This is a genomic window from Novosphingobium sp. BL-52-GroH, from assembly GCF_044813085.1.
GTDB lineage: Bacteria > Pseudomonadota > Alphaproteobacteria > Sphingomonadales > Sphingomonadaceae > Novosphingobium.
The window spans coordinates 355878-375550 of record NZ_CP171151.1 but is presented as its reverse complement, the minus strand read 5'-3'; the positions used below and the strand labels follow the sequence as shown (position 1 = coordinate 375550).

The 19673-nt window shown below is 63.6% G+C and carries 21 protein-coding genes; 13 read left to right on the top strand and 8 right to left on the bottom strand.

Annotated features, from left to right (window positions below; genetic code table 11):
- Window positions 1–31 precede the first annotated feature (31 nt).
- The 7 genes from ACFFDA_RS11875 to ACFFDA_RS11845 all read left to right on the top strand — a co-directional run bounded on the left by ACFFDA_RS11875 (window position 32) and on the right by ACFFDA_RS11845 (window position 6091).
- Window positions 32–1075: a WD40/YVTN/BNR-like repeat-containing protein gene (locus ACFFDA_RS11875; RefSeq protein ID WP_404478864.1), complete on the top strand. Its 1044-nt coding sequence runs from the start codon at window positions 32–34 to the stop codon at window positions 1073–1075.
- Between the two features lie 121 nt (window positions 1076–1196).
- Window positions 1197–2045, top strand: a complete 849-nt coding sequence (locus ACFFDA_RS11870; RefSeq protein ID WP_404478863.1) for a fumarylacetoacetate hydrolase family protein — start codon at window positions 1197–1199, stop codon at window positions 2043–2045.
- 1 nt (window position 2046) lies between these two features.
- Window positions 2047–2349 (top strand): Dabb family protein, encoded by a 303-nt coding sequence (locus ACFFDA_RS11865; protein ID WP_404478861.1) that lies wholly within the window; start codon window positions 2047–2049, stop codon window positions 2347–2349.
- A gap of 20 nt (window positions 2350–2369) precedes the next feature.
- A complete protein-coding gene (locus ACFFDA_RS11860; protein WP_404478860.1) occupies window positions 2370–3389 on the top strand; it encodes an isopenicillin N synthase family dioxygenase in 1020 nt (339 codons plus the stop codon).
- Window positions 3386–3874: a VOC family protein gene (locus ACFFDA_RS11855; RefSeq protein WP_404478859.1), complete on the top strand. Its 489-nt coding sequence runs from the start codon at window positions 3386–3388 to the stop codon at window positions 3872–3874. Before ACFFDA_RS11860 ends, ACFFDA_RS11855 begins: the two co-directional genes overlap by 4 nt.
- Window positions 3875–4024: 150 nt before the next feature.
- On the top strand, window positions 4025–5269 hold the full coding sequence (locus ACFFDA_RS11850) for an MFS transporter (protein ID WP_404478858.1): 1245 nt from the start codon (window positions 4025–4027) through the stop codon (window positions 5267–5269).
- A 27-nt stretch (window positions 5270–5296) separates the two neighbouring features.
- Window positions 5297–6091 carry an enoyl-CoA hydratase/isomerase family protein gene (locus ACFFDA_RS11845; protein ID WP_404478857.1) on the top strand — a complete coding sequence of 265 codons (795 nt, stop codon included), beginning with the start codon at window positions 5297–5299 and terminating at the stop codon, window positions 6089–6091.
- Here the strand turns inward: ACFFDA_RS11845 and ACFFDA_RS11840 are convergent.
- Entirely contained in the window at window positions 6078–7061 is a 984-nt protein-coding gene (locus ACFFDA_RS11840; protein ID WP_404478856.1) for an amidohydrolase family protein, read from the bottom strand. The two genes, ACFFDA_RS11845 and ACFFDA_RS11840, sit on opposite strands and share 14 nt — an antisense overlap.
- A gap of 118 nt (window positions 7062–7179) precedes the next feature.
- On the opposite strand from ACFFDA_RS11840, the gene ACFFDA_RS11835 reads away from it, so the two are divergent.
- Window positions 7180–8403 carry a cytochrome P450 gene (locus ACFFDA_RS11835; protein WP_404478855.1) on the top strand — a complete coding sequence of 408 codons (1224 nt, stop codon included), beginning with the start codon at window positions 7180–7182 and terminating at the stop codon, window positions 8401–8403.
- 203 nt (window positions 8404–8606) lie between these two features.
- Here ACFFDA_RS11835 and ACFFDA_RS11830 read toward each other — a convergent pair whose 3' ends face one another.
- Window positions 8607–8948, bottom strand: coding sequence for a hypothetical protein (locus ACFFDA_RS11830; RefSeq protein ID WP_404478854.1), 342 nt, complete (start codon window positions 8946–8948; stop codon window positions 8607–8609).
- Between ACFFDA_RS11830 and ACFFDA_RS11825 the strand changes: the two genes are divergently transcribed.
- Window positions 8941–10215, top strand: a complete 1275-nt coding sequence (locus ACFFDA_RS11825; RefSeq protein WP_404478852.1) for a TonB-dependent receptor — start codon at window positions 8941–8943, stop codon at window positions 10213–10215. The two genes, ACFFDA_RS11830 and ACFFDA_RS11825, sit on opposite strands and share 8 nt — an antisense overlap.
- Window positions 10216–11238: a TonB-dependent receptor domain-containing protein gene (locus ACFFDA_RS11820; RefSeq protein WP_404478851.1), complete on the top strand. Its 1023-nt coding sequence runs from the start codon at window positions 10216–10218 to the stop codon at window positions 11236–11238.
- An 89-nt stretch (window positions 11239–11327) separates the two neighbouring features.
- Here ACFFDA_RS11820 and ACFFDA_RS11815 read toward each other — a convergent pair whose 3' ends face one another.
- Window positions 11328–11792 carry a DJ-1/PfpI family protein gene (locus tag ACFFDA_RS11815; protein ID WP_404478850.1) on the bottom strand — a complete coding sequence of 155 codons (465 nt, stop codon included), beginning with the start codon at window positions 11790–11792 and terminating at the stop codon, window positions 11328–11330.
- A 256-nt stretch (window positions 11793–12048) separates the two neighbouring features.
- Here ACFFDA_RS11815 and ACFFDA_RS11810 point away from each other — a divergent pair, with 256 nt between their 5' ends.
- Window positions 12049–13050, top strand: a complete 1002-nt coding sequence (locus ACFFDA_RS11810; protein ID WP_404478849.1) for a GlxA family transcriptional regulator — start codon at window positions 12049–12051, stop codon at window positions 13048–13050.
- Here the strand turns inward: ACFFDA_RS11810 and ACFFDA_RS11805 are convergent.
- Genes ACFFDA_RS11805 through ACFFDA_RS11785 form a run of 5 tightly spaced genes read right to left on the bottom strand, consistent with a single transcriptional unit; the run spans window position 13040 to window position 17601 of the window.
- Window positions 13040–14239, bottom strand: coding sequence for a cytochrome P450 (locus ACFFDA_RS11805; RefSeq protein WP_404478848.1), 1200 nt, complete (start codon window positions 14237–14239; stop codon window positions 13040–13042). The genes ACFFDA_RS11810 and ACFFDA_RS11805 overlap by 11 nt on opposite strands.
- Window positions 14236–14811 (bottom strand): MaoC/PaaZ C-terminal domain-containing protein, encoded by a 576-nt coding sequence (locus tag ACFFDA_RS11800; RefSeq protein ID WP_404478847.1) that lies wholly within the window; start codon window positions 14809–14811, stop codon window positions 14236–14238. The genes ACFFDA_RS11805 and ACFFDA_RS11800 overlap by 4 nt, the downstream gene beginning before the upstream one ends.
- Before the next feature lie 5 nt (window positions 14812–14816).
- Complete coding sequence (locus ACFFDA_RS11795; protein WP_404478846.1) at window positions 14817–15113, bottom strand: hypothetical protein; 297 nt, start codon at window positions 15111–15113, stop codon at window positions 14817–14819.
- 6 nt (window positions 15114–15119) lie between these two features.
- Window positions 15120–15908, bottom strand: a complete 789-nt coding sequence (locus tag ACFFDA_RS11790) for an enoyl-CoA hydratase/isomerase family protein (RefSeq protein ID WP_404478845.1) — start codon at window positions 15906–15908, stop codon at window positions 15120–15122.
- Window positions 15909–15942: 34 nt separating this feature from the next.
- Window positions 15943–17601, bottom strand: coding sequence for an AMP-binding protein (locus tag ACFFDA_RS11785; protein ID WP_404478844.1), 1659 nt, complete (start codon window positions 17599–17601; stop codon window positions 15943–15945).
- Between the two features lie 252 nt (window positions 17602–17853).
- On the opposite strand from ACFFDA_RS11785, the gene ACFFDA_RS11780 reads away from it, so the two are divergent.
- The gene (locus ACFFDA_RS11780) at window positions 17854–18756 is read left to right on the top strand and encodes a 3-hydroxyacyl-CoA dehydrogenase NAD-binding domain-containing protein (protein WP_404478843.1); all 903 of its coding nucleotides are present in this window, start codon (window positions 17854–17856) and stop codon (window positions 18754–18756) included.
- Window positions 18757–18783: 27 nt separating this feature from the next.
- Window positions 18784–19671 carry an LLM class F420-dependent oxidoreductase gene (locus tag ACFFDA_RS11775; protein WP_404478842.1) on the top strand — a complete coding sequence of 296 codons (888 nt, stop codon included), beginning with the start codon at window positions 18784–18786 and terminating at the stop codon, window positions 19669–19671.
- The last annotated feature ends 2 nt before the right edge of the window (window positions 19672–19673 follow it).

Genomic DNA, 19673 nt, shown 5'->3' with positions numbered 1-19673 from the left:
CCGCCGTGAAAGACATGCGAGGATATTCAGAATGAACGACATCAACATCGTGATCGGCACGATCGGTTCCGGCACTTTCTGGAGCCATGACAGCGGCCGGACGTGGGAACAGTCGGTGCTCAAAATGCCGGTGGCCCCCTGGGCACCGTGGATCGAGTTCCGGTCGGTCAACGTCTCCCCGTTCAACAAGAACCACGTGATCGGCGGCAGCGATTCGGGCATCCATCTGAGCGAGGATGGCGGCAAGCGCTGGGAGTTCATCGATTCGCCGTTGAACGGCATGCGCGTCTGGTCGACCACCTGGCATCCGACCGAGCCCGACACGATCTTGGTCGGTGCGGCACCGTTCGAAACCGACAAGGCGGTGTATCGCACACGCGACCGCGGCAAGACCTGGGAAAATCTGAAGCACCCGCTGGTCGGGCGTTCGGGCTATGGCGCCACGCATATCACCCATGTCGCCTATGATCCGCGCGATCCCAAGACGATCTGGGCCGGTGCCGAAATCGGCGGCTTGTGGTACAGCAAGGATGACGGCCAGAGCTGGACCAAGACCGACGAGCTGGGGCCGTCCGATCCCGATCTGGCCGCCAATATCTTCGAGGATATTCACGGCTTCGCGATCGGGCCGGAGGGCAATCTCTACATCGCCACGCCGCGCGGCGTGCAGGTCAGCTATGACGACGGCAAGACCTTCAACCGCCATGTGTTCGAGCCGTTCCCCGACCGCGAACCCACGTCGATCGAGCGCGACATCGTCAGCTATTGCCGCTGCACGGTGATCAAGGCGGACGATCCCAATACGGTGTTCGTGACCGTAGGGGATTTCACGCCAGGCAAGAACGGCGCCATCTACCGCAGCAAGGATAAGGGCCATAATTGGGAGCGACTGCAGCTGCCGGTCCCGCCCAACACCACGATGTACTGGGCCGCAGTGCATCCCGAAGATCCCGAAACGATCGTCGCCTGCTCGATGTACGGTTATATCTATATCAGCCGCGACGGCGGTGACAGCTGGGAAAAGGTGAAGCGCGAATTCGGCGAGATCCGCGCCATCGCCTTCGCGCCGCAATAAGCCCCTCCCGCGACTAGCCTGGAAAGCAATTCACATGAAAATCGGACTGATCGACGACTATATTCCCGCAGTGATCCGGGGCGACGAGGTCGTCGACCTGTCGGCCGCGCTGCCAGCGATCATGGCGCTGCCGGGCCTGTACCGGATGAATGCGCTGATCGAGAGCTTTGACGAGTTCCGCGGTGCGATTGAAAAAGCGGCGACCGGCGCCGGTCGCCCGCTCGCCGAGGCGCAGCTGCGCGCGCCGGTGCAGCGCCCCGTGCAGATGCTGTTCGCGATGGGCAATTATCATGAGGGGCTGGAGGGTACGGCACGCCCGCTGGGCCTGTTCCTCAAGGCGTCGTCCACGATCCTCGATCCCGGCGGCACCGTCGTGCTGCCGTCGGATGACGCCAAGATTTTCCATCACGAGGCGGAGATCGCGGTCGTTATCGGCAAGGAATGCAAGGACGTCGCGGCCGAAGACGCGCTGGACGTCGTGTTCGGCTATACCGGCATCATCGACGTTTCGGCGCGCGGCATGGGCATGGGCGTCGGGTTCATCGACAAGAGCTTCGAGACCTTCTGTCCGATGGGGCCGTGGATCACGCTGACCGACGAGATCACCGATCCGCAGAATGTGTCCGTGCGCCTGTGGCAGAATGATCAGCCGCGTCAGGAATACCATACCAGCGACATGGAACATCAGATTCGCAACCTGATCGCCTATGCCTCGCACATCACCCGGCTGTATCCGGGCGACATCATCGCGTGCGGCACCAACCATCAGGGCCTGGGTCCGATGCAGGATGGCGAGACGACCACGCTGGAAGTCGAGGGCGTCGGTCGCCTGACGGTCAAGGTCAGCGACCCGCACGGCCGCCGCTGGCCGATGGAAATCGACCCCAATATCGGCCGCGCGATCCGGCAGTGGCGCAAGGACGGCACGCATCTCGACCCCGCGACCTCCTATGCGGGCCGGATCGCCTGACATGCTGACGCATTTGGTGCTGGCGCGTTGGAAGCCGGGGACGACCCCCGACCAGATCGCTGCGATCAAGGCGAAGGCGCCCGTGCTGCTGGGGATCGAAGGCGTGGAATCGGTCGAGCTCCATGCCAATCTCGGCCTTGCCCAGCCCGCGTTTGGCCGGGGTATCCAGAGCATCCTGATCGTAAGGATGCGCGATCGCGCAACGCTTGACCGCTATGGGCCGCACCCGCTCCACGCCGAGCTGGGCGCGGTGCTGATGCCCAATGTCGATGAACTGACCATCACCGATTACGAAGCCGACTGACCCGTCCCGGAGCGACTGAAATGACCCAGCTTGTTGAAACCCTTCCCGCGCCCAGCCCCGAGGTGGTTCGCGTCATCGAGGAAGGTCGCGCCCTGCCCGTGCTCGATCTGGGCGCGTTCATCGCCGGGGAGCCGGGCGCCGAGCTGCAGCTTGCCGCCGATATCCGGCTGATCCAGGAAACGCTGGGCTTTTACAGTATCGTCAATTTCGGCTTCGATCCCGCGCTGATCGAGCAGGCCTATGACCAGAACCGCAAGCTGTTCGCGCTGCCCGAAGAAGCGCGGCGCCCCTATGAGTTTCAGGGGCATATGCAGGGCTATTGGCCGATGCAGTCGATCGTCGCGGTGCGACCCGGCTATGAAGGCGAAAGCGAGCAGGGGTCGCAGCTGGGCGGCTGGACCTTCCTGCGCGAGCGCGAGGCGGATGACCCCAAGGTCGTGTCGGGCATGCGCCACCGCGCGATGAACAAATGGCCGAACCCGGAACTGCTGCCCGACTATCGCCCAATCGTCAGCAAATATCACAGCGAGATGGTCAATCTCGGCCTCAAGCTGATCGAGGTCTATGCGTTGTCGCTGGACCTGCCGCGCGATTATTTCGCGAAGGATTTCGACAAGCTGGAATGGTATTCGCGCAATAACTTCATGAAGAAGACCGCGGCGAACGCCGTGACGCCGCACAGCGACCACAGCTTCCTGACGCTTCTGCCGATTTCGCCGGTGCCGGGCTTGCAGGTGCGCACGCCGGACGGCAACTGGATCAACGCGGCCTACACGCCCGAAGCGCTGATCGTGAATACCGGCGAGTGGCTGAACCAGCTGACCAACGGCCGTTACCTCGCCACCCCCCACCGCGTCGAGGCGCCGACCGAGGACCGTATCTCCATGCCGGTCTTCATCAACCCCAATGACGAGGCGGTAAACGATCCGGTTCCCGGCGCGGTCCCGCCCGGCGAGGCGCGCAAATATCCGCCGCGCGGCTGGCACGAGTTTTTCCTGAGCTATATCGACGGCTATACCCAGGCGGTCATGAAGCGTTGACGATCCGCAACGCCTATCATCACATCGCGCTACGGGTGGCCGATCTCGATCGGTCGACACGTTTCTATGAAGAGGTGTTCGGCGGCGAAGTGGTGATCGAGCTGGAACTGGCGCCCGATTTCGTTGCCAGCATCTTTGGTGCGCCGGCCGGGACACGCGGGTTGAACCGCGTGATCTCGTTCGGCGACTGGGCGATCGAGATCTTTCAGTTCGTGCCCGGACTGCCGACCGGCGACACAAGACAATATGAAGCCGGACTGATGCACCTGTGCGTGTGGGTGGACGATGTTCCCGGCACGGTCGATGCAATCCGGCAGGCTGGCGGGGACAGCAAATTCCCGATCCGGCCATGGGGGGGACATCATTTCGTCTATGCCACCGACCCCGACGGGCATGTCATCGAACTGCTCGACGCCACGGTCGATCAATGCCGTTCGCTGGTCGCGTCGGTCGGCGTACCGGACCACAACAAGGTCGCGAACTAGGCTTTGCGTGATCTGCACGGCCGGGCTCGCGCGCGGGCTCGGCGTTTTCGTGCGCCGGGAATCCGCTGCCATCGACGCGAAACGTCTGGCGAATGGCGAAAAGCATCGCTAGCTTGGGGCGAGAGACAATCTGGTGAGGGAATAGTTGTCATGAGTCGGACGAGGGATTCCGCCACGCCCGCCTCAACTGGCGAATTCGCCCGATCCTGGGCGATCCTGCTCGCCTGCATCATCGGCCTGCTGGTCGGGCCCCAGGCGTTGGTCACTTATACGGCAGGCATCTATTATGCGCCGCTGGAGCGCGAATTCGGCTGGTCGCGGACCGAATTGTCCTTTGCCCAGACGATTGTGCCGATCATCTTCGCACTGACCTCGCCGCTGGTCGGGCTGTTCAACGATCGCCTGGGCGAAGCGCGGGTGATCGCGATTTCACTGGCACTGATGCTCGTGCCGATCGTGCTGCTGTCGCAGATCGGCGGCTCGGTCGAATATTACTGGCTGCTGTTCGGCCTGCTCGCGCTGGCCGGGACGGGGGTCACGACGCTGACCTTTTCACAGGTGGTCAGCACGCATTTCGTGCGCAATCGCGGGCTGGCGCTCGGGATTGCGCTGTCGGGGACGGGCCTCGCCGCGTTGCTCGGGCCGCCGATCGTCGCCGCCGTCGTCGCCGCGCTGGGCTGGCGCGCGGGCTATCTGGCGGTCGCGGCGATCATCCTGCTCGCCTATCCCTTTGTCGTGTGGCCGATCCTGCGCTCGCAGAAGGAGCGGGATGCGATCAAGTGCGAGCAGGTGGGTGTCGTCGCCGATGATGGCGGGACGATCGGCGATGCGCTGCGCACCTTGCCTTTCTGGGTCATGGCGATCGCCTTTCCACTGATCGCCTATGCGGCGACGGGCCTGATCATCCATTATGTGCCGATGCTGATCGACCGCGGCGTTTCGCCGCAACAGGCGGCGTCGGTCGCGGGCCTGACGGGCATCTTCCTGATCGGCGGTCGATTGCTGTCCGGCTATATCGTCGATCGCGTGTTCGCCCCGCATTTCGCTGCGGCGATCATGCTGATGGCGGCGATCCTGCTCGCCTTGTTCTCCTTCGCCGACAGCCGCTTCGCCTGGCTCGGCTCGATCGCGATCGGCCTGTCGATCGGCGCCGAATTCGACCTGATGGCCTATCTGGTCGCGCATTATTTCGGGATGGCGCGGTTCGGGCGGGTCTATGGCATCATCTACGCGCTCACGGTGGCGGGGGCGTCCGTCTCCCCGCTCGCGTTCGGTGCGATCCGCGACGGCAGCGGCAGCTATTTCGCGGCGCTGATTCTTTCAGCGGCATTGTTGGGGGCGGCGGCGCTCGCCTTCCTGCTACTGCCACGGCCACGCGCGCCGATGGAGGCATGATGGCGGCGCCCATTCACAGGAGTTACGATGAACCATCAAGTTGAGCCTGCGGTCCAGGTCGCGCGCGACGGCACGGTGGGCCTGATCACGCTGAACCGTCCCGGCCAGATCAACGCCGTCAACGACGCGATCCGCACCGGGCTGCCCGATGCGATTGCCGAATTCGACCGTGACACCGGGATTCGAGTCATCCTGATCAGCGGAAACGGCGATCGCGGCTTTTGCGCCGGTGCCGATGTGAAGGAGCAGCGCGGGGCGGAAACGCCGCTGGAGGCGCTGCATCGCATGGGGCTCAATCCTTGGATCGAAGGGGTGGCGACGGCGCGCAAGCCGGTGCTGGCGGCGATCCACGGCGCGTGCATGGGCGGCGGGATGGAACTGGCGCTGGCCTGCGACATCCGCATCGCATCGCCTGATGCGCGGTTCGCACTGCCCGAGGCGAAGCTGGGGCTGATCCCCGGCGGCGGCGGGACGCAGCGGCTGCCGCGCGTGGTCGGCCTTGGCCCGGCGCTTGACATGCTCATCACGGGCCGGGTGATCGACGCGCAGGAGGCGTTGCGGATCGGCCTCGTCACGCGCATCGCCGACAGCCGTGAGACGTTGCTGGAGCATGCGCTGGAGATCGCGCAGGGGATTGCCGCGATGCCGCCCAACGCGGTGATCGCGGCGAAGCGGACCGCGCACACCGCCGCCACCTCGCCGCTGGCGGCGGGACTGGAGCTGGAACAGACCGCCTTCGCGCTGCTGCTGACCAGCGAGGACCGGCGCGAGGCGGCGGCGGCGTTCCGCGAGAAGCGGCCGCCTGTGTTTACGGGGCGCTGACCTTCGGAAAGAGCGTGGCGGCGTTGTCGTGCAGGATCGCCTGCGCGTCCGCCGGCGCCAGGCCGATCCGCTCGATGAAGGCGAAGGTTTCCGCATATTCCTCATGCAGTGTCAGCAGCGGATAGTCGCTGCCGGGAAGCAGGCGATCCGTGCCGAACGCGGAGACCGCCGCATGCATCGCGGGGGCCGACCCGTGGCAGCAGGTGTCGTAATAGAGCCGCCGTGCGGTGACCGACGGCGGCTCGGGCAGCTCGGCGAAAAAGGGCAGCTGGTTGTCCAGCCGTGCGACCAGCGTGGCGAGCGCGCCGCCCAGATGCGGGACGATGATCCTCACATTGGGGAAGCGGCTGGGGATGGCGGCGACGATCAGGTGCATCGCCGCGACGACATCCTCCAGTGTCGGGCCGGCGGCCGAAGCGAGTTTCCAGTCGGTCACGAGGTGCGAGCACAGGCCGTTGACATTGGGATGCAGGAACAGGACGGCGCTGCGCCGGTCGAGTTCGGCATAGATCGGGTCGAACATCGGATCGGCCACCGACCGGCCGTCGCATGCGGTTTGCAGCGTCACGCCGATCATACCCAGTTTGTCGAGCCCGTGTCGTAACTCCGCGAGCGACGCTTCGACATGCGGCAACGGCAGCGACGCATAGGCGTGGAACCGTCCCGGTGCCCGAGCGACCAGCGCGGCGAGCGCATCGTTGATGCTGCGCGCAGCCTGGGCCGCGGCGTCAGCCTCCTTGAGATAGGGCGCGAAGGTTGGCGACAGAAGCTGCGCGCCGACGCCGGCGCTGTCCATCAGCGCGATCCGCGCGGCCAGATCTTCATCGGTGTCGCGCATCGGCGCGATCGGCCGTACGACAACGCCCGGCGGCGGAGGAGGCATGACCGGGAATTTGACGCCCAGTTCGATCAGGCACTGCGCATATTCCTGTGGCATGGCGTGCGCATGCACGTCGATGATGGTCCCCAAAATCCGTCTCCTGCGATGGCGGCACCATGGATACAAGCCGTCCATGATATTGGACGTAGCGTTAGTGGCTGCTATGCGGATGAGCAAATATGATTTGGATATAAGAAGAGGATTTGAAATGCAGCTGCCGGGCACTTCCCAACCTGCGCCTGCCCATGTTCCGCCGGCGCTGATTCGCCCTGATTTTCCGCTCAATTTCGGCGCGACGACGAAACTCAATCCGTTCACCGATCTGATCGACAAGCTACACGAGACGACGCCGCCGGTCTTCTATGCACCCCATGCCTATCCGGGCGGCGCACCTGCCTGGATCGTTCGGCGGGCTGCAAGCCTGCGCGACATCTATTTCGATCCCGAGCGGTTTTCGAGCGCCGATTTCGCGCCGTTCGCGAAGCTCATCGGGGAAAAGTGGAGCAACCTTCCGGCCGAGAAGGATCCGCCGCTCCACCGGCTGTATCGCAATTTCGTCAACCCGCTGTTCACTCCCAAGGCGATGGCGGCGCTCGACGGGAAAATCCGCCACTATGCCCGCGAATATGTCGCGAGCTTCAAGGACAAGGGCGAATGCGAATTCATGTCCGAATTTTCTTTCGAATTCCCGATCAAGGTCTTCATGGAGCTGATGGGTCTGCCGCTCGATCGTACCAAGGAATTCCTGGAATGGGAAATGGGGCTGCTGCACAACCATGAGCTCGCCGGTATCCGGACCGCGACGCGCAATGTCGTTGCCTATCTCGACGCCGAGATCGAGGCGCGGCGCGCCAACCCGACCGAGGATCTGATCAGCTATGGCGTCCATGCCGAGTTCGACGGGCGCAAGCTGGACCGCGATGAGCTGATCGGATTCACCTTCAACCTCTTCATCGGCGGGCTCGACACCGTATCGACCAATATGGGGCTGCAATTCTGGCACCTGGCGACCCATCCGGAGGACCAGGCGCGGCTGCGTGCCGAGCCGGCGCTAATCGGCGACGCGATTTCGGAGCTGATGCGTGCCTATCCGGCGGTCACGACCTTCCGCACCTGTGTGCAGCAGGTCGAGGTCGAAGGCGTTACGATGATGCCGGGGGATCGCGTGGCGATGAGCACCTCGCTCGCTGGCCGCGATCCGAGCGAATATGAGGCGCCGCATGTCGTCGATCTCGACCGTAAGCCGCGCCAGCTGAGCTTTGGTTATGGCCCGCATGTTTGCGTCGGCATGCACCTGGCGCGTCGCGAGCTGCGGATCGCAATGGAAGAGATGCTGGCGACCCTGCCCGAATTCAGGCTCAAGGAAGGGACCGAAATGGAGTTTCGCCTGGGCGGGATGATCCAGCCCAAGGCGGTACTGCTGGCGTGGTAGCGGCGCGCGGCCGGCGTCGTACATGTAGTGTGCGCCGGTATCTTGCGTGCGGCCGAAATTGTCGCCAGGCGACTGCCTATCACGCGCAATAAGGCCCGTGCATAAAAATGCCGCGGTGCAAAAGAATCATAGCACGCGTTACGGTCATCAATAGTTGACCAGGACGATTTCGCCTCAAGCATCGAAACGCCCCCATAGGTCAACTAGTTGTTACTAGGTCTCGCTTTGGTGAGGATTGAGATAACTTTCAAAAACGGCCTTTTGAAGCGCGAATTCTGTAGACGGTCCTTCCTTTCGATTTTAGATTGCGCGGAGAAACGGGGAAGGCGAACCGCCTGAATCCGTGAAGCCATGGGGAGGATATCGATGGTCGATTTTTCAAGCGCCAAGATGCGTCTGCTGAGCGGCGGCGCCGTGCTTGGCATCATTGCATGCGTTGCCACGCCGGCGTCGGCGAACGAAAGCGCCGCGCCGCGCGGTGCCAGTGAACAGCCTGCGGACGAATAGGCCACCACGGCCAGGCAGGAAGGTGAGATCGTGGTCACCGCCCGCCGCGTCGAGGAAAACATCCAGACGACCCCGGTTGCCGTCACCGCGCTTGGCGCGCAGGCGCTCGACCAGCTTCAGGTCGTCAACCAAGCCGATCTGCAGCGCTCGGCGCCGGGCCTGGTCGCGCAGCGCGGTGCGCCGGCGACCTCCGGCTTCGTCTATCTGTCCATTCGCGGTCAGGGGAACCTGAAGCCCGGCGTGACCAACGATACGGCAGTCGGCGTCTATCTGGACGGTGTCTACATTCCGCGCCCGTCGCAGGGTGTGGTCGATCTGGACGATATCAAGCGGATCGAAGTGCTGCGCGGGCCGCAGGGCACACTGTTCGGCCGCAACACGACCGGCGGCGCGCTCAACATGGTGACCAATGATCCGGACGGATCGCTGAGTGGGACGGTGCGTGGCGAATATGGCAATTACGATTACTGGAGCGCTGGCGCGGTGGTGAACGTGCCGATTTCCGGCGACGAACTGGGCATTCGCGCGGTCTACAAGCATTCGCAGCGGGACGGCTATGTCTTCAACCGCTTCCTGAACGTCGACCAGAATGACAGCCAGAGCGATTCCGCGCGCGTGAAGCTGCGCTTCGCGCCGGAGGGCAGTGCAATCAGCTTCGTCCTGTCCGGCGACTACAGCCGTATGACGGACAATGGTGTCGGCAACGCGCTGGCCTATTCCAATCCGAACGGGGCGCCCGCGCTTCCGTTCAGCACGGCAGCGATTTTCGCTGGCTTCGCGCCTTATGTGAAGAACCCCAATGCCTTCTATACGAGCTATGGCAAGGGCTTTGCGAGCTTCAGCTCCTATGGTGCGGGCCTTCGACCCTACAACACGCTCGACGCGCATGGCGCATCGCTGACGGTAAATGTCGATCTTGCCGATTTCGCGTTCAAGTCGATTTCCGCCTATCGCTACAGCAAGAATATCGGTCTCATCGACCTCTATGCCAGCCCGATTGATCTGATCGCGACCGAAACATCCTTCATGTCGAAGCAAATCTCTCAGGAGTTCCAGCTCAGTGGAAGTTTCGGGGATCGCTTCGATTACATCGGCGGCATCTATTTCTCGCATGAGACCGGCATCGAATTCTCGAACTTCGCAACATTTGCGTTTCTGACCCCGCCAGGCATGGCGGCGCGCACTGCGCTGAATGACGCTGATGTGAAGAACGATTCGGTCGGTCTTTATGGCCAATGTTATTTTGACATCACCGACCGTCTTCGTCTGGCAGCTGGGCTGCGCTGGACGTGGGATGATCGCTAGGTGATCATCAAGAACCTTGCTCAGGTCGGCCTGCCTGGCAACACGCCGATTCCCGCGCCTGCGTCCGCTACCGGTTTCAACTGCGTCAACACCAATGTCACCGGGAACGCGACGGCGGCGGCGACGTGCAAGCTCGTCCGTGCAGCGCATTTCAACTATCCGGCCTACACGCTGGGGCTGGACTACAAGGTGTCGGAAGCCCTGTTCATCTATGCCAAGACCAGCCGAGCATCAAAGGCGGGCGGGTTCAACGTGCGCCAAGGTTCGGAAAACGCACCGGCCTTCGCGCCTGAAAAGGCGGAGGACGTCGAACTGGGTGTGAAGTACAGCGATCCGTCCGGCTTGCTGCGCGTCAACTTGGCCGGTTTCCACACCTGGACCGAGGGTGTCCAGCGTAGCATTCTGACGGTCGATCCGGTCACCAACAACTCGACCAGCTACATCGTCCCAGCGGGGAATACCCGGATCTATGGCGGCGAGCTTGAGGTGTTCCTCAATCCGGTGGAAGGGCTGCGGCTCAATGGCAACGTCGCTTATCTGAACGCCAAATATCAGAAGGGCACGTTTCAAGAGCAGCGACCGAACGGTGCGGGAGGGTTCATCACCGTTGATCGCAGCGGCGAAGTCGTGTCGCAGGTGCCGGAGTGGCAGTTCGCCGTCGGCGCGACCTACACCGTGGAACTGGGTACGGCCAAGCTGGCGCTGCACGCCGACTATGCCTGGATCGGTGACACCTACACCAACCCGTTCACCGTAACGCCCGGTGCGCCGCCTGCTGCCGTCGCCTTTGGCGCGCTGGCGAACGAGCTTTCGAAGACCCCCGCATACGGGCTGGTCAACGGGCGCGTCGGGCTGACGCTCGACAACGGGCTGGAAGTGTTCGTGTTCGGGCGGAACCTGACCAACGAGAAGTATATCACCAATACCTTCGCGTCGCTGGCCGGCTCGCTGGGTGTGGCGACCAACTTTCCGGGCGATCCGCGCACCTATGGCGTGGGCGTTCGCTTCAGCTTCGGACAGTAAAAGGGGAGGGGGCGCGAACCTGGTTCGCGCCCCCTTATTGTCATGAGCAGCCTGACACCTTTTTCGGCAGGCGATCCTTCGGAACGCGCTTACGAGCGTATGGCGGTCAGTCCCTGAAGAGCGTGCATCACGGCGGGCGAGGCAGTTTCAGGTCGGCCACAATCGAATGGTGGCGCTGGCGCATATTCGATCAACAACTGAATCGCCTGTGCAACAAGTTCCCCGGAGATTTCCGAGGCGCAGGTCAATGCGAAATCGATTCCAGCCGTCACCCCGCCACCTGTGATGATGTGGCCGTCGCGCACGACGCGACCGTGATCGGGAATGGCGCCATATTCCGCCAACCGTTCGCGCATCGCCCAATGGCAGGCGCTTCGGATCCCGTGAAGCAACCCCGCTGCGCCGAGTATCAGCGATCCGTTGCAAACCGAGGTGATGTATCGCGAAGAGGCGGCCAGCCTCCGGATTTCCGCCAGCATGTCCGGCGCGGTGATCGCCGATTGATCGGCTCCGCCGGGAATGCACAGCAGGTCGCAGCGCTCGATATCTGCCAATCGCTCGATACCAGAGAAAGTCAGCCCATGTTCGGTGCGCAGTTCGCCTCCGCTCAGGGCTGGCCATCCGCACTCGACTGCCGGCTATGCGGCTGAACACCTCATATGGCCCGGAGAAGTCGAGCTGGGTGAAGTTGGGGTAGAGAATGAAGACAATCTCAAACGTAGCCGTGGCATTCCTCCAGCTTGACCCCCTCTGGATAGGGTGGTTAGCCTATGGATGAAATGACGGATATCCGTCGTTTTAGGACATGACATGATCCGCATTGCTTGTCTGATTTATGACGGGTTCCTGTTGCTGGATGCCACCGGCCCGCTAACTGCATTCGAAATCGCATCCATTCATCGACCGGGCGCCTATTCGATCGAATTGGTTGCCGAGCAAGCCGGCGTGGTGCGCTGCAGCGGCGGTGTGACGCTTAATGCAATGGCATTCCGCGACAGTGCGGGTTGCGATCTTCTGCTGATACCGGGTGGGTCCGGGGCGCAGAATGCGAGCAATGTGCAGGGATTGCTGGATCTTATCCGGGACGCGGCATTGCAGGGGCGAAGGATCGCCAGCGTCTGCTCCGGCGCGTTTCTGCTGGCGGAGTCGGGTGTGCTGCATGGTCGACGCGCGACGACGCATTGGGCGCAGGCCGCCGAGCTGGCGCGGCTGCACCCGACGATCACGGTCGATGCCGACAGCATCTTTGTCCGCAACGGCGACATCCGGACGTCGGCAGGCATCACTGCCGGCATCGATCTGGCACTCGCCATCATTGAGGCGGATTATGGTGTGGAGATCGCGCGGCGCACCGCACGATCGCTGGTCGTGCCGTTCCGTCGGCCCGGTGCGCAGTCCCAGCATTCGGCGATGCTTGATCTGGTCCGTCCGAACGACCGATTTGGCGAACTGCTTGCCTGGGCTCGGGTGCATCTGGCGGAGCCGCTGACGGTTGAACGCCTCGCGGATCGTGCGGCGCTGAGTGTGCGCCAGTTCAATCGAGCCTTTACCGAATCGACCGGGGTGTCCCCCGCAAGGGCGATCGAGCGATTGCGGCTGGAGGGGCCCCGTGCCGCGCTGGAGGAGGGGGCGTCATCAATCGAAGCGATCACCCGGGATCACGGCTTCGGTAACCCGGACCGGATGCGGCGTGCATGCATCCGTGTCTTCGGAAAAACGCCGCAAGCCATGCGCAGTCGGGTCATCCCTGCGGGATCAAGAAAGAAGGACGGGCGCGACATGCCCGCGCCCGTCCCCCGTCTCAAACCTTGAGATACAGCCGCTCCAGGCCGCGAAACAGCATCGTGTCGCCGATCGTCTGGAAATCGTTGCGGTCGTCGTCATAGGTGATGTTCGGCAAGCGATCGAAGATCTTCTCGAGCGCCAGTTTTCCTTCGGCGAGCGCGAGCGGCGCGCCGATGCAGGTATGGATGCCCTTGCCGAACGCCACATGCGGCTGGCGGCGCTGGAACGCGAAATCGTCGGGGTTCTCGAACAGCTTTTCGTCGCGGTTGGCGGATCCGATCAATACCAGTACGATCGCGCCGGCGGGGATCATCACGCCGCCCACCTCGGTATCCTCCAGGCATAGGCGATCGACCCACTGGACCGGCGATTCCAGCCGCAAGCCTTCGTTGAGGATCAGCGGGATCGCGGCCTTGTCCTTCAGGATCCGCCCACGCAGCGCCGGGTCATCGAGGATGATCTTCATCGTGTTGCCCAGCATGTGCGCGGTGGTCGTCACCCCGCCAAAGATGAGCAGCGAGGCATCGGACAGGATGTTGACCAGATCGAACTTGCCCTCCGCCGCGACATGTTCGTGGACGAAGCGGCTCAGCCCGTCATCGGTGGGGCTTTCGTAACGGGTGACAATCGCGTCCTTCATATAGTCCGCGACGTCCAGCAGCGTTCCCTGGATCCCGTCCTGGCGCTCGACCGGGTGGAAGCGGGTGCCGCGGCCGTCATAGCGCGCCCAGCCGATCGCCCGGTCCTGATCCTCGAGCGGCAGGCCAAGCATGGTCAGCACGACCCGCGCCGGCAGGCGTTCGGCGAAATCATGGATGAACTCGCACGACCCGCGCGCTTCGATCTCGTCGATCAGCTCGTCCACCGTGGCCTCGATCAGCGGCTTGAGGCTGTTGATGTCGTCGGCCTTCAGGATCTGCCGCGCCACGCGGCGGCGCTTGGCCTGGACCGGCGGGTCGAGCATCACGAAGCCGCCCTGCGTCGCGCCGCGTGCCTCCTCCACGGTGCGGGTGCGGTGGCGCCCGTTTTCAGGCAGCGTGCTGGCGCTGGAGAAAAGCTGCGGATTTGTCAGGACGAAGGAGACATCCTCGAACGAGCTGACGATATATTCGTCGCCGACCCCGGCCGGGGAGACGGGGCGGCCGCGCATCTCCTCATAGAAGGGATAGGGGCATTTGGCGACTTCATAGGATGGGAAGACTTTTGGGCTGTTCACAGCATCGCTCCTGCTTCTTGTCTTGCTATGGTTATGCGGCCGCGTTCGAGCACGACCTGATCGGTTGACCGGTTGGTGACGCGAAACATCGCCGCCGCGCCGCCATCCCAGATTTCGCATTCCAGCGTGTCGCCGGGCAGGACCGGAGCGGAATAGCGGGCCTCTACCGAAGCCAGTGGCCCGCCTATCCGCGTCAGGACGGCGTGCGTCGCCATGCCGAAGGTCGCCAGCCCCTGGAGAATCGGCCGCGCAAATCCTGCGGCCTGCGCCACCGCGGGATCGGCATGGATCCGGTTCCAGTCGCCGGACAGCCGGAACAGCAGCGCCGCATCGCGCCGTGTGGGCAGCGCGACGGTGGCATCGGCGGGACGGTCGGGCGGTTCGGCGGCGGCCAGCACGGGGCCATCGCCGGCGCCGCCAAAGCCGCCCGCGCCGCGACAGAAATAGGTCTGGCGGATGGTCGCCAGCGGCGCGCTGCCCCCCTCCAGCGAAAGCGTGCGCAGCGCATGGATCAGCGCGCCACGGCCCGGCCCCTTGTCGGTCAGCGCCTCGACGGTGAGGAGGCTGGTCACGGTGCCTACTGTCGGCAATGGCGCGTGCAGGTCAGCGATTGCTCGCCATTGACCATCCGCGTCGCGTCCAGGCCAAAGGCCGGATCGGCATACCAAGCGCCGGGATAGGCGAGCATCGTGGCAAAGGCTGGGACCGGCACCAGCCCGGGTTCGAGCAGATGCCGCATTGCCGCCGGTTCGGTCGCCGCCGCGTCGGCACCGATGCCGATGCCCAGCGCATAGAGGATGCAGTCGCGCGCGCTATAGCGCTGCCGCGTCTCGACCCGGGCGGCAAGCAGGCGTTCCGGGTCGAGCGCAGGCATGAGGGATCAGCGCCGGAAGCTGCGGAAATCCGGCTTGCGCTTTTCCATGAAAGCGGTCGCCCCCTCGGTCATCTCGGGGCCGCCTGCCAGCCGCAACAGCGCCTGCTTGGCATGCTCCATCGTCGGCGTCAGCGAATCCCACCACACGTTCGAGCAGATCTTGGTCAGCTCGATATAGGACGGGCTCTTGTCGAGGATTTCGTCGGCCCAGCGCTGCACTTCGGCATAGAGCTCGGCGTGCGGCACCACCTTGTTGATCCAGCCGATACGCTCGGCTTCCTCGGCGCCGAACTGGCGACAGAGCATGATAGCCTCGCGCGCCTTCTTCTCGCCGATCGACATCGCCAGCAGGTTGTTGCCGCCGAAGATCGGCGTGGAACCGATCTTGGGACCGGTCTGGCCGAACTTGGCATGTTCGGATGCGATGGCGAGGTCCGAGCAAATCACGATCTCGTTGCCGCCGCCGATCGCATAGCCGTTCACCGCCGCGATGATCGGCTGTGGCACCTTGCGCATCGTCTGGAACAGCTCCTGCGAGATGTTGTAGAGCTTGCGCGCCGTCGAGATCTTGAAATCCTGCAGATCGGCGAGATAGCCGCCTGCGCAGAACGACTTGTCGCCGGCGCCGGTCAGCACGATCACGCCGATCGTGGGATCATAGCCGATCTCCTCGATCGCGTCGCGCAGCGCGCCGAACGTCTCATAGTCGAAGGCGTTGAAGCGATCTTCGCGGTTGAAGGTGATCCAGGCGGTCTGGTCCCTGCGCTCGACTATGATCTGGTCTGAACTCGACATTTCCATCTCCATTTCTATTCGCTCGAACGGGCGGTCAGGCGGCCCTGGTGCGGTCGCGCTCGCCGGTCAACAGGCACCCTGCCGCGACCCGGTCCCAGGTCGCGTCGGTAATGCCCGCTTCGCGAAGCTCGTTCTTCTTGATCTTCTCGGACGGCGTTTGCGGCAGCTGTACGTAGGTCTCGACATAGCGCGGCACCATGAAGCCGGGCATGCGCGTGTCGCACCAGCGGATCAGCGCGTCGGGATCGAGCGTCTCGCCCTCGACCAGAACGATGCAGGCCTTCACCTCATCCTCGCCCGCATCCTGATCGGCGCGCACGCCAACCACGGCGCATTCGGCCACGGCGGGGAAAGCGCGGACGACCTCCTCGACCTCGAACGCCGAGATATTCTCACCGCGGCGGCGCAGCGCGTCCTTCACGCGGCCAACGAAATAATACCACCCGTCCGCGTCGCGCTTCAGCGAATCGCCGGTGTGGAACCACAGGTCGCGCCATGCTTCGACCGTCTTGTCCGCCATACCGACATAGCCCATCGACATGATCCCGTCGGCCTTGTTGCGGACCAGCAACTCCCCGGCCTGTCCGGTCGGCACTTCCACCCCATGTTCGTCGACCAAGCGCACGTCGAACCATTGCGCATTGAGCACGCCGGCGGCTCCGGCCGGCCGGGCGACGCCGCGTGGGGTGAGTAAGGGCAGCGAAATCTCGGTCTGGCCGAATGCGTCAACCCATTCGACCGGCCCGAACCGCTCGATGAACTTTGCGCCCAGGTCGGGCGAGAGCGGGGCGGCATAGACAGTGCGCAGCCCGTGCTCGCGGTCGTCGTCCGCCGCCGGCTGCGCCAGAACGAACGCCATGGTCGCACCGAGCAGATTGGTGACGGTTGCCCCCGAACGGCGGATACGCCCGATGAAATCCGACGCGCTGAACCGCGGATACAGCACGCAGCGCGCGCCGGCGATCAGGCTGCCGAATACGGTCAGGATCTGCGCATTGCCGTGGAACAGCGGAAAGCCGGTGAGATAGGTGTCGTCGGCGGTGAGGCCGGTGATCTGGACATTCTCCTCCGCAAAGAAATACATCTGCGAATGGGGCATCATCACGCCCTTCGACGGGCCGGTCGTGCCGGACGTCAGCAGGATTGCCCCGAGGTCGGACGGACGCACATCGACGCCCGGGTTGGACTCGTCCTCGCTGCGCAGCGCAGCGAACGCGGTCAGCGGGATCGGCCCGCCTTCGGTCAATGGCGCATCGCCACAGACGATCACACGCTCGACGCCGGGAATGTTCGGCGCAATTTCCTCGACCAGCGGAAGCAACTCGGTCGAGGTGACAATCATGCGCACCGAGGCGAGGTTGAGCGGATGCTCGAGGAAGGCGCCCTTATAGGCGTCCGAAATCGCGACCTCGACCGCACCGAGCTTTGCCAGCGCGAACCAGGCGAACAGGAACTCCACCCCGTTGGGGAGCATCAGTCCGACGCGGTCGCCCTTGCGGATGCCGAGCGCGGCCATGCCATGCGCGAAACGGTTCACCTCGCGGTTCAACTCATCGAAGGTCAGGCGGCGGACGCCGTCGTTGAAGTCGAGAAACGGCGCGTCGCCGCGCGACTCGGCCTGATGCTCGAGCACGGCAGGTACGGTCCACCGCTCGCGCGGAAACAGGTTCTTATATTCCGGAAAGCTAAGCATCTTCATCCCGCCTGCATTGCACCGATGCGGGGCCAATGCGCGCAAAATCGATGCACGGGAGCCCAAGGCGCTGCGAGGCCCTTTCTTTCAATTCTGATCTAGGGTGTCAACTCGGAATGGAGAATGGAATTTATCAAAATTCGTTCACCGAAATTTATGTCCTTATTCAGAATGACACTTGATGTCGCGCGGCACGCTGACTAGGCAGGGGGAAAGCGAATAGTTTGGCGGGATGAGGGCAGCTTGGGGAACATGGAAAAGCAGGGGAAAGTCGTTGTCATCGGCGCCGGCCTGATGGGGCACGGCATTGCGCATGCGTTTGCGACCACCGGATATGAGACCGTGCTCGTCGATGTCGATGCCGCCGCCGCCGAGCGCGGCCGCACGAAGATCGCGGAGATCCTGGCAGGAGGCGTGAAGCTGGGCAAGGTCGCGCAGGCGGACGCCGACAGTGCGCTGGCACGGCTTTCGGTGACGACGGATCTGGCAGCCGCTGCGACCGGCGCCGCGCTGGTGGTGGAAAGCGCCGTGGAGGACATTGTCGTCAAGCTCGAAATCCTGCGGACGATCGACAAACTTGTCGCGCCGGAAGCGATCCTGGCGACCAACACTTCTGCGCTCAGCGTGACCGAGATTGCCGGCGCCTGCGCCGATCCGTCGCGCGTCGTGGGCATGCATTTCTTCAACCCGGTCCACAAGATGAAGCTGCTGGAGATCGTCGCCGGTCTCGAGACATCGGTCGAGACGATCGCCCGCACCCGCGCGATCGGCGAAGTGCTCAACAAGCAGGTCATCGTCGTCAACGACTCGCCCGGCCTCACCACCAGCCGCGTGTCCGCGATGATGGGGAATGAGGCGATGTGGATGGTGTATGAAGGCGTGGCGACGCCCGAGGACGTCGACACTGCGCACCGCCTGGCATTCAATCACCCGATGGGTCCGCTCGAACTGGGCGACCTGACCGGCTGGGACACGCGCCTGCGCGTGATCCGCTATCTGCATTCGACGCTGGGCGACAAGTTCCGCCCATGCCCGCTGATCATCAAGATGGTGGCGTCCGGGCGCCATGGCCGCAAGACCGGCGCGGGGGTGTATCGCTATGGCGAGGACGGGGCGAAAATCCCGGGGTCCGGCATACGGGCGAGCAGCTTCTAGGCTGTCATCCCGACAAAGGAGAGCGTGATGGAAATCGGCGTCGATCTCGAAACGACCGCTGACAGCGGCCATATCGTCGAACTCGCGCGTTATGTCGAAGCGGCCGGTTTCGATGCGCTGTTCTTTCCGGAGCATATTGCGGTTCCGGTGAACTACGACACCTATTACCGCTGGGGAAATGACGGGAAGCTGCCGGAACATTACAACCGCTGGCCCGACCCCTATATCTGCCTGGCAATGGCGGCGGCGGTCACGACCCGGCTCAAGCTGGGCACCGGCATTTCGCTGTTGCCGCAGCATGACCCGATCCGGCTGGCCAAGACGATCGCGACGCTGGATTTCTATTCGGGCGGGCGCACCATCTTCGCCTTTGGCGCGGGGTGGCTGAAGGAAGAAGTCGAGCTGTTCGGCATCGATTTCGAGGAGCGCTGGGACCGCTATGCCGAATCCTTCGATGCGCTGAAGGTGATGTGGAGCGAGCGCGAAGCGAGCTATGAGGGGAAGCATATCCGCTTCCCCGCACTGCGCAGCGAACCCAAGCCGGCGCAGCCGGGCGGGCCGAAGATCCTGGTCGGGGTGCACTTGCCCAAGCGCGCCTTTCCGCTAGTCATCAACCACGCCGACGGCTGGTTCCCGCTGGTCGACGATGTCGACAAATTTGTCGGACAGGTCGCGCGCCTGCGTCAGGAATCCGAGGCGGCCGGGCGCGATCCCGACACCATCACCATCTATCCGATCGTGGCGCCGCATGGCGGCGACGTGCCGCTGCGCACGATGGAGATGATGCGCGAGGTCGGCGTCAAGAGCTTCATGATGACGTCGGACGATCATGGCGAATGGAACACCACCGGCCGCGCCAAGGAATGGATCGACAAGGTGCAGCATCTGGTCGAGCGCGCGCATGCGGTCGGTTGAAA